At 28.9% G+C, this 16,153-nt stretch carries 12 protein-coding genes; 11 read left to right on the top strand and 1 reads right to left on the bottom strand.

Going from position 1 to position 16,153, the window contains the following annotated elements:
- The first annotated feature begins 2 nt into the window (after nucleotides 1-2).
- Nucleotides 3-977 (top strand): 6-phosphofructokinase, encoded by a 975-nt coding sequence (pfkA, locus tag ACXYRQ_RS00580; RefSeq protein ID WP_458614468.1) that lies wholly within the window; start codon nucleotides 3-5, stop codon nucleotides 975-977.
- 21 nt (nucleotides 978-998) lie between these two features.
- Here the strand turns inward: pfkA and ACXYRQ_RS00575 are convergent, their stop codons facing one another.
- Nucleotides 999-2,699 carry a hypothetical protein gene (locus ACXYRQ_RS00575; protein ID WP_458614467.1) on the bottom strand — a complete coding sequence of 567 codons (1,701 nt, stop codon included), beginning with the start codon at nucleotides 2,697-2,699 and terminating at the stop codon, nucleotides 999-1,001.
- A gap of 151 nt (nucleotides 2,700-2,850) precedes the next feature.
- On the opposite strand from ACXYRQ_RS00575, the gene secG reads away from it, so the two are divergent.
- The 10 genes from secG (at nucleotide 2,851) to ACXYRQ_RS00525 (ending at nucleotide 16,151) form a co-directional block, all read left to right on the top strand.
- Nucleotides 2,851-3,084 carry a preprotein translocase subunit SecG gene (secG, locus tag ACXYRQ_RS00570; RefSeq protein WP_458614272.1) on the top strand — a complete coding sequence of 78 codons (234 nt, stop codon included), beginning with the start codon at nucleotides 2,851-2,853 and terminating at the stop codon, nucleotides 3,082-3,084.
- Between the two features lie 3 nt (nucleotides 3,085-3,087).
- Nucleotides 3,088-5,268 (top strand): ribonuclease R, encoded by a 2,181-nt coding sequence (gene rnr, locus ACXYRQ_RS00565; RefSeq protein ID WP_458614466.1) that lies wholly within the window; start codon nucleotides 3,088-3,090, stop codon nucleotides 5,266-5,268.
- Nucleotides 5,249-6,049, top strand: a complete 801-nt coding sequence (locus ACXYRQ_RS00560; RefSeq protein ID WP_458597379.1) for a tRNA1(Val) (adenine(37)-N6)-methyltransferase — start codon at nucleotides 5,249-5,251, stop codon at nucleotides 6,047-6,049. The genes rnr and ACXYRQ_RS00560 overlap by 20 nt, the downstream gene beginning before the upstream one ends.
- A gap of 1 nt (nucleotide 6,050) precedes the next feature.
- Complete coding sequence (metG, locus tag ACXYRQ_RS00555; RefSeq protein WP_458597378.1) at nucleotides 6,051-7,601, top strand: methionine--tRNA ligase; 1,551 nt, start codon at nucleotides 6,051-6,053, stop codon at nucleotides 7,599-7,601.
- The gene (locus tag ACXYRQ_RS00550) at nucleotides 7,602-7,886 is read left to right on the top strand and encodes an antibiotic biosynthesis monooxygenase (RefSeq protein WP_458597377.1); all 285 of its coding nucleotides are present in this window, start codon (nucleotides 7,602-7,604) and stop codon (nucleotides 7,884-7,886) included.
- A gap of 193 nt (nucleotides 7,887-8,079) precedes the next feature.
- Nucleotides 8,080-10,626 carry a P68 family surface lipoprotein gene (locus ACXYRQ_RS00545; RefSeq protein ID WP_458614465.1) on the top strand — a complete coding sequence of 849 codons (2,547 nt, stop codon included), beginning with the start codon at nucleotides 8,080-8,082 and terminating at the stop codon, nucleotides 10,624-10,626.
- A 51-nt stretch (nucleotides 10,627-10,677) separates the two neighbouring features.
- Nucleotides 10,678-12,051, top strand: coding sequence for a thermonuclease family protein (locus tag ACXYRQ_RS00540; RefSeq protein ID WP_458614464.1), 1,374 nt, complete (start codon nucleotides 10,678-10,680; stop codon nucleotides 12,049-12,051).
- Between the two features lie 12 nt (nucleotides 12,052-12,063).
- A complete protein-coding gene (locus ACXYRQ_RS00535; protein WP_458614463.1) occupies nucleotides 12,064-14,148 on the top strand; it encodes an ATP-binding cassette domain-containing protein in 2,085 nt (694 codons plus the stop codon).
- On the top strand, nucleotides 14,129-15,166 hold the full coding sequence (locus ACXYRQ_RS00530) for a carbohydrate ABC transporter permease (protein ID WP_435130539.1): 1,038 nt from the start codon (nucleotides 14,129-14,131) through the stop codon (nucleotides 15,164-15,166). Before ACXYRQ_RS00535 ends, ACXYRQ_RS00530 begins: the two co-directional genes overlap by 20 nt.
- Complete coding sequence (locus ACXYRQ_RS00525; RefSeq protein WP_458597373.1) at nucleotides 15,123-16,151, top strand: carbohydrate ABC transporter permease; 1,029 nt, start codon at nucleotides 15,123-15,125, stop codon at nucleotides 16,149-16,151. The genes ACXYRQ_RS00530 and ACXYRQ_RS00525 overlap by 44 nt, the downstream gene beginning before the upstream one ends.
- Nucleotides 16,152-16,153 lie beyond the last annotated feature (2 nt).

Genomic DNA, 16,153 nt, shown 5'->3' with positions numbered 1-16,153 from the left:
TAATGAAGAAAATTGCTATATTAACTTCTGGTGGTGACGCACCTGGAATGAATAATGCATTAAGAGCAATTGTAAAAACTGCAAAAGCAAACGGAATCCAAAGTTATTTAGTATTTGAAGGATATAAAGGTTTATGCAATAATGAAATAATTCCATCAGAAAAAGTTAATTTAGACAACTATATCAATCAAGGTGGAACATGCATTTTTTCAGCCCGTTATCCAGAGTTTAAAGATGAAAAAACTCGTTTAGTTGCTGTAAAAAACCTAAAAGAACTTGGTATCGAAGCATTAGTTGTTATCGGTGGAGATGGAAGTTATAAAGGTGCTCAGTTATTACACGAATTAGGTGTAAAAACTATTGGTTTGCCAGGTACAATTGATAATGATATCGCTTCAAGCGATGTAACCATCGGTTATGATACCGCATTAAACACCGTGGTAGAAGCTATTGATCGCATTCGTGATACAGCACAAAGTCATAAACGCATTATGTTAGTTGAAGTAATGGGAAATGGTTGTGGTGATTTAACTTTATATTCTGGTTTAGCTACTGGTGCTGAAATCATTGCAACCGCTGAATTAAATCTTTCTAACGAAGAAATTGTTGAAAAAGCACTAGAGTTATCAAAACAATCATGACGTCGCAGCATTATGATTGTAATTTCAGAGAAAAAATATGATTTAAATTTACTGCGTTCATTAATTCAGCAAGCAACCAAATGGGAAACTCGCATTAATCCACTGAATCACATCCAACGTGGGGGTAAACCGACTGCTGCTGAACGTGTTTTATCATCTGTGATGGGAATTAAAGCAGTGGAATTATTACTTGAAGGTAAATCAGGTTTAGCAATTGGATTAATTAACGGTATAGTTACTGGAATCTCTATTTTACAAGCTTTATCAATGGATAATCCAGCTAAAGATAAAGCAGTTGAACTTGCTAAGAAATTTAATAAACTAAATCAATCATAAAAGTCCCTAATTTAGGGACTTTTATTGATATTGAATTTCAATTTTGAATATATTTTCTTTTGAACCCGATTCATTTGGTTGCTTATTTGAATTCTGCTTTTTATTTAAAGCATCTAGATAATTATATAAATCATCTGAAATTTGGAAGAATAAATCAACATTAGAATCTTCTATAAAACTATCTTTATTGAAAAATAATGCAAAATTTGAGAATAATCCTGGGATGCTGCCTTCAAAACTGTCAGCATTATAATTATAATTACCGTTATCAAATTCATTTAATAAACCTAGTTTTAATACATTGTCTGCTTTATCATAATTTACTGAATTTACTGTAAATAAATTGATTAAAGCTAGTTTATATGGTTGTAATGCTTGCTCATCTTCTGGATTAAGAAACATTTCTCTTACATTAAAGTATGAAGCATATAAGTTAACAAAATCATTATGGGATAGGGTAAGTTTAGCAAAATGTTTTACATCATCAGGAATAAGTGTAGATAAATTTGTAGTATTATCATCCAAATCAAAGTCATTTAACCTAAATTTACCAGTATTATCCTTTGAATATACAGTTAAAAATAAATTAGCTGGATATTGATTATCGCGATACTTAAAAGTAGCATTTACAGGTAAAAAGAATTGATAATCAACATCATTTCTGACATCTGTTTCTGGTGTATTACCTTCTTTTAAAAGTTTTTCTTGAAGGTTTTTAAGCTGCTGAATTCTTGTTTCGTTTGCATTCTTCTCTTTTTCATCCTTGTCTTTATTCTTGCTTAATTTATCAATATAACTAGATAAAGGTTCATAATTATCTATGATTTGATTTTCTATCTCCAATTTAGTATCTTTATATTTACCGATAGCAAAACTTCATATTTGCTTTTTATGTTCTAATTGTAAATAAGTTTTTCAAAACTCATTAAGTTTTAAAAATGTATCATTTAGTTTTTTTGTTAAATCTTCGACTTTTGTAATTATTTCTTTATTTTCTAAATAGTTAGTTTCCTGGATTTGTTTTAAAATATCATCAATTTGACTGTGAAAATTGATAGATTCTTTTTGGATATCAGTTATTTTATTTTGATCGATTTGTTTAACGTTAGACAAAACATTTAAAACACTTTCCGATCAATATAAACGAGCTGTAAAATTCAAAAGTGCATATATTTCGCTATATTTTTTTACATAATTAGTTATTTTCTCTGTATCTTCATGGTTGGTTTGAAGTATTTGTGAAATTATATATATACGATTTTGAAAAATTATACGACCTATATTAGTAATTTTCGCTGTGAAATTATAGTATGGCTTATTTTGATAAAAGTTTGCTTCTAAAAGTTTCTTATTAATATCATTAAAACCATTAAGCAAGTCATCGTATTTAGTTAATTGTGTAATTTGGTTTTTTAATTCAGGATTCTCTGTGAATTGCTTCTGTTTATCTTTGTTATTTAATAAATCATTAGCACTTTTTGTTACCTGTGTAATAATCTGTGGGATGACTAAATTAAAAGCATAGTTATGTACTTTTTGCAAAGTTTCTATTCGTTGATTTTGGATTTTTATCTCGTTTTCTTTGTTCTCTGCTTCTTTATCTACAACATTTTCAGAGCTGCTGACTTGTTGCTTAGGTGAACAAGCTGCTGCTATTAATGTTGTGGTAGTAGCAAAGGTTGATAACAATGATAAAAATTTATATTTTCATTTTTTTTGCATAATTTTAATTATATTATATCTTTATAAAAATGAAAATACATAGCATATGATGAGTTGTAAAACAAAATTAATAAATTATGATATTTATAATCAAAATATTAAGAAAAAAATAGAATAATATATAATAATAAAACTTATAAGTAAGGAAATTATGATAGCATTAACAGTAATTTTAATTATTATATCTTTTGTAATCTTAATTGTCTCCTTTTTAATGTCACCTGATTCAAATGGTTTTTCAGGTGCATTAGTTGGTTCTGGAGACCTTGATTTATTTAAAATTTCAAAAGAAAGGGGAGTTAAAAAAACCTTAAAATATACTATGATTGTATTAGGAATTTTATTATTTGTAATTGCAATTTTATTAAGGGTTTTTGTTCGTTAAATTATGAATAAAGAAGAAGTTTTAAAATACATCCAGTCTGTTAAATCAAGAAGTTTTTTAGATATAGCAAGACGTTTTCGGATTCTGCCTAAGAACAATCGTGAACTAACAAGTTTATTATCTTTATTACAACGAGAATATAAGTTATTTAAAAATGTTAACGATGAATACTATGCACCAGTTTTAGTTGATAAAATTGAGGGTATTTTAAATGTCAATTCTAAAGGTCAATTTGGTTTTGTTGACTATAACATTGATGAAGTAAATAAAACTAAGGATCGTGTTTTTATTAAAAACTTTAATTTCAATGGAGCAATGAATAACGACAAGGTTTTTGTGTATGTTTATTCAAACCCGTATGAAGATAAAAACCAATTGAACTCTGGTGTAGTTGTAAAAGTTTTAGAACGTGGTAACAAAGAAGTCATTGGTTTTATAAAACATAAAAATTATTCAACTTATTTTATCCCTGTTGAAACTCGGATGAAAAATGTAACTTGAAATATTATCGAATCAAATGTTGAAACAAAATTTAATGATTTAGTAGTTGCAAAAATTATTAAATATGATGGAAAAACCGTTTCAATTAAAATTATTAAAGTAATTAGCAATGAAGCTGACCCGATGGTGTATGTTAAATCATACCTCGAGCATATTAAAGCCCCTTCAAATTTCCCAGATGCAATGACTTCAGAAGTTGCAAACATCCCACAAACAATAGACAATGAAGATTTAAAAAATCGTGTTGATTTAACTGATAAAATGATTGTTACCATCGATGGTGATGATACCAAAGACTTCGATGATTCAATTTATGTTAAAAAATTAGATAATGGAAATTACTTTTTAGGTGTATATATTGCAGATGTTTCCTATTATGTTAAATCTGGTAGCGCAATTGATCATGAAGCACTAAAACGTGGGACTAGTATTTATCTACCGGATCGTGTTATACCGATGCTTCCTATTGAATTATCAAACGGAATTTGTTCTCTTAATCCAAATGTTCGACGTTTTGTTATGGGTTGTGAAATGGAAATTGATAAGGATGGGAATAACGTTTCAACAAAAATTATTCAAGGAATCATAGAAAGCAAGTTTCGCTTAACCTATAAACAAGTTGATAAGTATTACCAAAGTGGTTTAATTAATGAAGAATGCGATCCAAAGCAAGTATCACAACTAAAACAGATGTTAAATGATGCAAAGGAACTGAGTTTAATTTTACATGAATATAAAATTAAACAAGGTTATGTTGACTTTGAACTTCCCGAACCGAAAATTAAACTTAACGATGATGGAACTGTTAAAGAAGTTTTAATCAATGATCGTGGTTTTTCTGAGGTGCTAATTGAAGACTTTATGGTTAGAGCCAACGAAACAGTTGCTAAATTCTTATTTGATCATAAATTACCTGTTTTATACCGTGTTCATGAGGCTCCCGATGCTGAAAAATTAACATTATTATCAAACTCATTGAACGCAATTAATATAAGCAGTGAAGCAATCAATTCAAATACTAGTATTAAACCAAATAAATTTGCTGATTTTGTAAATCATGTAAAGCAAATGCGCAATGATGATTTTATTAAATTACTATTTTTACGTACAATGCAAAAGGCAGTTTATTCACCAGATAACATCGGACATTTCGGACTAGCATCAAAGTTCTATTGTCATTTCACCAGTCCAATTCGTCGTTACCCAGATTTAGTAATCCATCGCATCATTCGTGACTTTATTATCAATAAAAATAAAAAGAATCTTGCTGAATATAAACATCAAATCAGTATATTCGGCGATCTAAATACTCGTTCTGAACAAAAGGCAGTTCAAATCGAACGCAGTGTTAATGATTTAAAATTTGCAGAATTTTTAAAAAACAAAGTTGGACAAACTTTTAAAGTCCAAATTGTTAGTGTTCTTAATTTTGGTTTCTTTGTGGAATTTGACTTTATGGCATCTGGTTTAGTTCACAAAACTACATTAATCGATGATATTTATGAACCTAACGAAAACCTTACTAAATTAATTTCAAAAAAACGCACCTTTGCTATTGGTGATTATGTCGATATTGTTGTTTTAGATGTCGATTTAGTTGAAGGTAAAATAGATTGCTGCCTTGCTGATTTATATACTGAATATGTTAAGAAAAAATTCCATCATGAACGAATTAGAAAATAAATTACCAAAACAAAACTGAATCAAAAACTCTTTAGGTTTTGATAGTGATTTATATGTTTATCAAGACAAAACGATGTTTAATTACTCAGTTGATACAATTTTACTGGGTAATTTTGTGTTTTTATCAAATCATTTTACAAATGCTCTAGAAATTGGAACTAATAATGCTGCCTTATCAATTTTTATCGCAGCACGCAGTGAAAAACTACATATTGATGCAATTGAAATACAGCAACAAGCAATACAGTTAGCAAAATATAATGTAGCTTTGAACGAACTTGATAAGCAAATAAATGTGATTAATGCTGATTTTAATTTATACTGAAAGCAATTTAATCAACAAAATCAAAAAAAATATCAAATAATTTTTTGCAACCCACCTTTTTATCGTTTTGATGCATCCAAAATTAAGCAAGATATATCAAAAGCAAAATTGATTGCAACCCACGAAATTACACTTAATTTAGATGAATTAATCTTAGGTTGCTCAAAAATAATAGAACAAAAAGGATTTTTATCACTAGTTTTACCTGTAGAACGTTGCATCGATGCATTTGAATTATTGCGTAAATACAATTTCGAACCTAAACGCATTCAATTTGTGCATCCGAGGTTGCAAGATAAAGCAAAATTTGTTTTAATTGAAGCGCGATATCAAGCCGGCTGAGGTTCACACTTTTTACCTAATTTATATCTTCACGATGCAAAAGATTTAAATAATCATGATTATCTACCACAAATAAAACAACTGTATAAACCTATAAAATTAAATAAGGAATAAGATGAAAAAAACTTTTTATATTACTACTCCTATTTATTATGCAAGCGGAAACTTACACATTGGACATTTATTTACTACCACACTCGCTTGAGCGATTACAAATTATAAAAAAAGTCAAGGTTATGATGTCAAAATGCTCACTGGTTCTGATGAACACGGACAAAAAATACAACAAATTGCACAGCAACATAATTTAGCACCCCAGCAATTTGTGGATCAAGTTGTAAGTAAATTTAAAAATATGTGAGAAGTTTTTGATATTAATTATGATTATTTTTCAAGAACCACATCTACAAAACATAAACAAATAGTTAAAGATATTTTTAGTTATTTTTTAAAGCAAGGATATATTTATAAAGGTAAATATCAAGGATGATATTCAATTTCAGATGAAGAGTTTTTAACCGAAGCACAAGCAATTAAAAAAGATGGAAAACTTTATCATCCAGCTTCAGGACATGTACTTACAAAAGTAAGTGAAGATAGTTACTTTTTTAAAATGAAACTATTTGAAAATTGACTCAAAGAATATATTAATAATAATCCAGACCTTTTATTCCCTAAAAAAACAGAACATGAGATGTTAGTTAACTTTATTAACAAAGGTTTAGAAGATTTATCAGTAACAAGAACTAATATTAACTGAGGGATTAAAATCAACGAAGATACTAATCATACTTTATATGTATGATTAGATGCTTTATGTAATTACATTAGTGCATTAGATTTTGATATAAATGATATTGATAAACCAGGTGATTTTAATAAATATTGAAACAACGAAAACTCTGAAGTTGTACATATTTTAGGTAAAGAAATTTCGCGTTTTCATATGATTTATTGACCTATCTTTTTGAAAGCATTAAACATCAAACAACCAAATCGCATCCAGGCACACGGTTGAATTGTTACATCACAAGGAAAGATGTCTAAATCAAAAGGCAATGTAATAGATCCCTTTGATTTAGTCTCTAAATACCATCCTGAAATGATTAAATATTTCTTTATTTCACAATTTGCCTTAGGTGAAGATTTAATCTTTGATGAAGATCGTTTTATTGATGTTATTAATTCACAATTAATAAATAATTATGGTAATTTAGTATCACGCACCTTAAAGATGATTTCAAATAGTTTTAACAGACCTTTAAAAACAAATGAATATTTAAACGAAGACTTACAAATGCTTGAACAAATTAAAGAATCAAAAGAAAGTTTTTGTTATGAATTTGATCGCTATCAAATCCATAAAGCATTTGCGATTGCAACAAATTTATCAGATAATTTAAACAAATATATTGATGTAACTAAACCTTGAACACTGACAAATGATTTAATCAGATTGGAAGATATTTTATTAGTATTATTAAATGGAATTTATGCTGTTTCAACATATTTATCTATTTTACTACCTAAAAAAGTTTCAGAAGTTGCAGATGCTTTATGCATATCTGGTTTTGATTTTCAACAAATAATTAATTTTCATAAATTTGATAACATCATCCCTAAATCACATTTTATTTTATTTAATCGCATCAAAAAAGGAAACTAAATGATTTACACAAAAGCTACACAATATATAATTAATCCTGAAAAAATGAAGGGTTTTATTGATTATTTATATGTTTTTACACAAAAAACACGTATGCAAGAAACTAATTTATCTTTTGAATACGGAATACAAGCAGATGATAAAATTTTAGTAATTGAACGTTGAAGCAATTTTAACGAATTTGATAAATTCATTAAAAATCCTGAGTTTGCTAAAGAACTACAAACTTTATCAAAGATGTCCAAGGCTGTTAATGTTATTTATCAATTGTCAATAAATCGTTAGAACCATATTGGTTCTTTTTGTTACTTATGAAAAAAATATGAAATGAATTTTCACTTCTTAGCAAAAGATTATTAAATAACCTTATAAAATAAGCATATTAAAACTTACTATAGAAAATAATATATAATTTATACAGAAATAAATATTTCTGCTCTATATAACATAAATAAATAATTTAGGAGATATACATAATATGTCAAAGAAGTTAAAAAAATATTTACTAACCTTATCAGGTTTAGTGGGTAGCACCACAGTAGCACTTGCTGCTGCATGTGGAGGTGGTAAATCTTCAAGTGGTGAAGGAAATAATACTGGTGGAGGTAGTGCGACTACACCAGGAAATCCAGGTAACCCAGGTTCATTAGTTATCAAAAGCGACTTAGAAACTGCGACACAAGAAGATCGGATTCAAAATGCTCAAAATGATAAAAACAATAGAAGTCATGGTCAAAAAGAAAAGAAAGATTCCAACGGGAATAGATATATTAAATTAGGAATTACCTTTTCTCAAAGTGGTGTTCAAGGTAATACAATTAGAGCTATTGTTGATGTATATAATGATTTAGTTAGCAAATATCAAAAATTCGTAAATGATAATAAAAACGCAACCGACGAACAAAAAGAAGCAAAACTAAATGAATTAGGAATCTCTGCTGCTGCTGAAATAGTTAAGGTAGATAACTATGGAAACAGTTATCCAGACGGGGTGCAAAATGTTGGAAAACAAATTGCAGCTATACACGGATTAAAAAAAGAAGAACAACAAGATTATTATAATTTATTAATCGGTTATCCTGTAATTGCTTCAGTTTTAAATAGCAATGGAGAAAATTTATTATTAAATTTCAATTCACAAGATAAATCTTTAAATACTGATTTAGATGATTTTGCTAAAAGTTTCGTTAATGCAAACTATACAACTGAAAATATTACCAAACCAGGAACATACATTCTTCCATTATTCAAAAGTTCAAATGTTTTATCAATTAATGCACCTGTTTTAGGATACTTTTTAGATGAAATGAAAGCTAAGGGTGTAAAAATTAGTGATGAATTCAATGACATTATTGATAAATCACATGTTGATCGCAATAGCGTTACAGCAATTTGAGGAGCTCCTGTTGCCAATGCACAAGATATCCTGAAAAATGCAGGATATTTAGATCCAAATAAAACTATAACTAAGGATGATTTATTCGGAACATACACAGGAATTATTAATTTCTCAAAAACTATGCAAAGTTTATTTACAAACTCAGCAAAGACAAATGATACATCATTACATGTTTTCGGAATCGATGATATGGTTGGAGTTTATGATTCAGCATTATTTTCTAGCTTAGGTGCTGATTACTCAAAAATGATTTCAACAGCGATTCGTCAAAATGATAAAACCGTAATTCAATATAACGCTTTAAAAAGCAAAGGTAGTGATGCATATACTGTATCACAACAAATTTGAGATAAATTTACTGAGGGATTTGAAACCAAAGCAATTTATGGTTTTCCGGGCGGACAATATTCATCAACTGATCAAATTAAACATAAAATTGCCTTTTCAATCGGTTCAACTGCAGGATATTCAAAAAATTATAAAGATATTAAAAATGATGGTGCAACTGAAATTGATGATAAAAGTGGTAACTTCTCATTTGAACCATCAAAATCTAACACCTTTACTTTTATCCAAAATCCTACATTCAAGAAAAATAGAGATGGAAGTACATCTGCAATTGAAGAATTATATAATAAATACAAATCAAATATTCTAGCTGTTTATGGTGGTTTTAAAAATTTTGTATGATCTTCTATACCAAAAGATGATAAAGGTAATGATATTTCAATCGGAAAATATGATTTACTTCCTGCTGATGATGAAAATAAAACTAAAATTGAAAATCTTAAAACAAGTGGTAAAAACTTAGGTTATATTGTTTCATTAAAAGATAATCCAAAAAATACTAATTTTATCCAAAAAGCTAAAGATATGTTAAAAGATAAAACAGATTCTAAAGTTGAAATTATTGATATGAAGAATTCATCAGGTGATTCATTTGCGTTCGTAATATTAAAAGATGTTCTAAAAATGAATACAACAGAATACGAAGATTATGAAAAAAATATTGATGATACAGACAATAAATTTACTAATGCTTTAAATGAAGTTGGATTGCACAAACGTATATTAAAAGCTACTGATGTTCTTTCCGAAGATGAATTATTTGCTCTACCAACACCTAAAAAATGATCTGCAAAGTCAACCGATAAAAATGTTTTATACCTTCAAGGACCTTCATTGATGGGTGTTAAATCAAATGATATTGATGAAGATGCAACTCGTGCTTTTGTAAAATGATTGATTACTACTACAAAAACCTTTGACTTTAAAGTTGATAAAAATACTATTACCAACACACCTTTAAGAACCTTAGAACAAGGAATGTCTTATATTTCAGGAACAAATGACTTAGTTAATTTAGATCCTGATAAATTTGCTAAAACTAAGAGTGGTACAAATAAATATCTTCAAGTTGTGTTAGCGGAAGCAAAAGAAGCAATTAATAAACCAGATGAAATCCATACATTTGAAGAACCTGCTGGAACATTCTCTGATACATTTAGAGAACAAATCAAAAATGCATGAAAACAATCCATTGATCAATACAATTTCAATAATCCAAGTCAAGAAAAATTCAATTTCACCAAATTTGTTGATGCTATCACAATCGGAGTAAGTTAATATTATAAATATAATTTGCTTTGGCAAGTTATATTTTAATGAAAGGAAAATATGTCTAAGTTTACTAAATTAATAAAAATGATTGCTTTACCAACTTTATCAGCAAGTAGTTTAGTTGCTGCAGTAGCTTGTTCTAAATATGATCCTGCTAATGACGAAAAACTCCCTATACTTGAATATAAAGTTGATGCTTCTGTTTCAAAATATCCACTTATTTTTACAGAAGATAAAAAAGACTATCATTATAACATCACAACCACACCAGAAGTTCTAAACAATACATTAAAAAGAACTTCTTTTTATAATGATATTGATAAGATTAAAGAAAAAATCGCATCATCAATACAAAATCAATTTAAACAACAAATCCATTTGACTTTTTTACAACCACAAAAAGCTGTATTAAGAATCGATGATGCTAAGAGTAGTTATCCAAAACTAGTTCGTATGAAGTTTTTTGATAAATATGTTGTATTTAAGTTTTTATATGCTAGTGTATCACTTAATTTAGATGACAAACCGAAAGAACCTGGACAAAATAATCCTCTATCGCAATGAGATTCTAAAAGCATAAAAGACAAAATAACCTTAGGATATCAAATGTTTTATCAAAATCATCCTGTTGATTGAGTATCTGTAGTTAATATTGAAAAACCATTTAGTTTTGATGTCCCTATTAAGGATATGAAAGTTGATACAGATGAAAAAAACTTTGTCCCATTAGGAATTGATTTTAATCAAGAACGCTTTAAAAATAAAATATTACGTGCTAAACTTGTTTCTGATTCAGATGGTGATACATTTACCATTGAGCCACTAGAAGCTAAAATAATAGGTAATGCTGAATTTAAAATAGGCGAGCAATATAAAATAAGATTACGTGGAATTGATACCCCTGAAAAAGGAATAGGTGGTGGAAAAAATTATAAAACTGCTAGTCCTTTTGAATCACATTTTGCTTATAAGTCAACTGAATTTGCTGAAAAAATTTTCAATAAATATAAAGATGATGTTTTAGTTGCCTTTCCAAGCGGAAAAGATACATATGGTAGAAATGTAGCAGATATTATCTTTGGTAGCAATGATTCAAGTCAACCTATAAATGATTATAGTAAATATAAATATAGTTATGGTGTTGAAATTATTCGTGCTGGTTTAACCCTTCCACTTTCTGAAGCGGCTTGAAGTGTGGATTTTAAACAAGCAAAAACAGATGACTTTATATATAATATTTATCCAAAGATGGCACAAGCAGCTGACCAAGCTGTAGCAGAACAAAATGGATTCTTTAAATATTTTGACACCCCTGATCAAGTTTCATTATATGTATATTTAAGCAAACGACCTAATTCATATGCTCCATTTTATTCCAGTGAACCTGGTGATGCATCTAATAAAGTTAAAACATATACTAATCAAAAATAACGAAAGGAATTTATGTTATTACTGAAGAAGTTAATTCATAAACTTAAAACTCAGTCTATTAATATCACCGATTCAGATTTAATGAAAATTCAAAAATACCGAGATGAATTTCGAGAAAAAAACCTAGATTCAGTTCCTGCAATTGAGTTGAAAAACTTAAATATCGATTTTGGTGAAACCTTAGCTGTCGATAATGTTAGTTTTAAAATCCCAGATGGTAAATTAGTAACTTTATTAGGTCCATCTGGTTCTGGAAAAACTACTACATTAAATGCTATTGCTGGTTTATTAACAGTAACATCAGGAAAAATTTTATTTAAAGGAAAAGATGTTACCGATTTTACTCCACAACGTCGCAAAATCGGATTTGTGTTTCAAAACTATGCTTTATATCCACATTTAAGTGTTTATGCTAACATTGCTTTTCCATTAAAAAATGATTATGATTGACAGTTTCGTACAATGTTAAAAAAGCAACAAGCACAAAATGAAATTAGAATTTTATATCTAAATGCGCTTGGTGCAAGTAAAAATGAAACAAATTCATTAAGACAAGCTTTTGATGACTGATTACTTTTATCTTATAATTTACAGCACAAATTCAACGAAGCATATGCTCGTATGATTGAAAATCTTGAAAAAGCTCATACTGATTATAAACTTGCCGTTTCACATGAAACATCTGAAATTTCCCTTTTAACTAAAAATGTCTTGAAAACTAATAAGCAAGTGGATCTTGATACTAAAACTAAAAAACAAGAAATTAAAGACAAATACCTATCTCAAAAAAGTAACAACTTATTAGAAGACCTTAAAAAAGCCGAAATTTTATCTAATATGGATCTTAAACTGCTACATTTTAAACCATTAAAACCTGAAGACATCCCAGCTCATTTAGAATTACTACAGCAAGCAGTTGCAAATTTAGTTTCTGAAAACCTTGACCATCTAGAATTAAATGAGCGATTAAAAATTGTTTCAGTAGAAAAAAAATTGTTGCATTTAATCACTCGCTATAAATATATTTTAAAACGTAAAGAAATATATGCTAAATATGCCGAAGAAAAAGCAAGAACCAATGAAATTTATTTAGCTGCAAAAAGAGAATATAAGTTAGCAAAATCCGAAGATCTTAGTTTTAAACAACTTAAAGATGATAGCGAGCGATTACCATATGTTGCTCAAAAACACTTTATTAACCTAATTAAAGACTTAAGCAAAAGATATGATTTAGACAATAAAATAAAACAAGAACGTAAGAAAATTATTCCCCACATTCTAAATGAAAGCGATCGCCAAAAAGTAAAAGAATTAACAAAAAATGTAATCTCTCTACGTAAAGCAATTCATAATGAAGTTATGGAAGTAGCAAAACGTGTTGAAATAGTTCCTATTTTACAAAAAAAACCGACTCGTTTATCTGGAGGTCAACAACAACGTGTTTCAATTGCTCGTGCAATTGTTAAAAAACCTGAAATATTATTAATGGATGAACCTCTTTCTAACCTTGATGCAAAACTACGGATTTCAACCCGTCAGTGAATTCGGGAAATTCAACAATCGCTCGGAATTACTACTGTATTTGTTACCCACGATCAAGAGGAAGCAATGTCAATTTCAGATATTATTGTTTGTATGTCAACTGCAAAAGTGCAACAATTTGGAACACCAATGCAGTTATATAATAAACCTAAAAACCAATTCGTGGCTCGTTTTTTAGGGATGCCTGAAATGGGATTATTCCCTTCAGAATATAAGGATAACAGAGTATATGTTGCTGGTAAATTGCTTGAAAATGTACTTATAAAAAATGTGTCAAATCCAAGTTTAAACATTGGGGTTCGTTCAGAAGATTTTATTATTAAAAACAACGAAGAAGCGATGTTTAAAGGTAAAGTTATCGTGCAAGAGAACTTTGGAAAAGAAAGTAAATTAATAGTTGAAGTTAACAACATCGGAAGAATTAACTTTTTATTAGATAATGATTTAGAATATCGAATCGGGGATAATATTTATTTTGATTTACCTATTTCAAAATTGCATATCTTTGATGCAGTTTCCGAAGAAAGATTAGAATATGAAATATCTAATTCGTAAGTTGCACTCTTTTATCTCGATTCATATGGGGTTTTTACTTAATTGGTCACTAAAAAAACAATCACAAAAGAAAGTCGTTTTATCACATTCAATTTTAGAACGTCGTACCCCTTTATATATCCCATTACTTTTACTACTCCCTGGATTTTTACTCATTTTAATGTTTACATTAGTTCCGATGGGAATTAATATTTATCAATCTTTTACAACCGAAAGCGGTGAAGGAACATGAAAGAATTATGAATATGTGTTTAAAGATGCGCGTTTTGCTACTGGGGTAAGAAACTCATTTATATATGGTTTAGTTGTGCTACCATTTGTGATGTCCTTTTCACTAATTATTTCTTCAATTATTGCAAAACTACATCGTAAATATGCACGTGGAATATGACAAACTGTATTCTTTATGCCATATATCACTAATGCTGTTGCAGTTTCACTGGTATTTATCCAATTCTTTGCTCCAGCAGGGATATTAAACAAAATTACCGGTTCCACTCGTGCCTGATTAAACACATCCGATCCATATACATTCAATGCATTGATTGCAATGTTTATTAACGGGATTTGAGGTGGATTAGCATTTAACATCCTTATATTTACCACAGCAATGCTCGGAGTAGATAAAAACCTTTATAAATCTGCTTCTATCGATGGATGTGGTGGGATCAAACAATTCTTTAGTATTACTTTACCATCAATTAAAGGGACTATTAACTTTATAATCACATTAGGTATCATCGGAGGTTTAAAAGTCTTTCCACTTGCTTTATTCAATAATAACCCAACTGATGCATTTTCATACGGTGGCGGAACCTTAATGTTATATGTATATTTAATGACTAAAAGCGCGCAATTTCATAATGCAGGTGCTGCAGCTATCTTGTTATTTATCATAGGTGTAAGTTTTTCATCTATTATTCGTGGAGGATTTTTTATGGTGCAATTATCATTAAATAATTTAGGAGAAAGAAATGTTTGAGTTAAAGTTAAAAATTCAACAACTTCTAATACATAGAAAAATCCGTCGCAACCAAGAAAAAGTTACCACCCAAGTAATCGACAGCAATCCTGCATCAGCATTTTTTTTATCGGTTTCGAAGTTATTAGTGTTATGTTTTTTTGGTGTTCTAATATTATTCCCATTTTTCTTTATGATTTCAATTTCATTAATGACAGATGATGAAGTTGCAAACCTAAGTACTAATTTTCGATTTGTTTCTGATTTTACCGAAGGAAATACATATTATCAAGGAACCAAAGGTATTGGTGATACTGTTGCTTGGTCAAAAGTTGTTGCCAATACCTATCATCGTGCATTAGCAACTGGTTATTGAAATTCATTAGGTTTTACTGCATTAAATGTTATTATATCAGTTGTTTTAAAAGTATTCATTACCTTTTTAATGGGATATGCTTTTGCTCTTAAAAAGTGACGAGGAAAAGGTTTGGTTTGATTCTTAGCACTTGCTTTATTGGTGCTACCTGAAGTTGCCTTATTATCTGGACAATATATCGTGGTGTTTCGTACTAATATGCGGGCTAATTATACTGGTTTATTATTTGCTATTGCACTTCCTTTTGTATCTAGCATCTTTAATACCGTTATGTATAAAAACTCATTTGAAGCAATTCCAGGACGCATTAAAGAAGTATCATTAATTGATGGAGCAGGTGGGATAAAATATATGTTTAAAATTGCCTTTCCGATGGTAATGCCTACTACTTTAACTATTGTTATCTTAACCGCTCTTGCTTCTTGAAATGCTTACTTGTGACCATCAATTTTAGTTTCAGATCGTAATTCATTACAACTGCTATCAGTTTGATTATTTAATGCTGGTATGGACTTTAGCGATGATAACAGTGCTGGTGTTCCACTCCAAAATATTAAAATGGCAGCTGCTATCTTTGTAATCTTGCCAATGTTTATTATTTATTTATTACTTAGAAAAAGAATTATGAATGCAATCAGCAGACAAGGTTCAACTATTAAAGGATAAAA

The organism is Mycoplasma sp. 394 (genome assembly GCF_054353895.1).
This window is presented reverse-complemented; position numbering and strand designations above follow the sequence as displayed.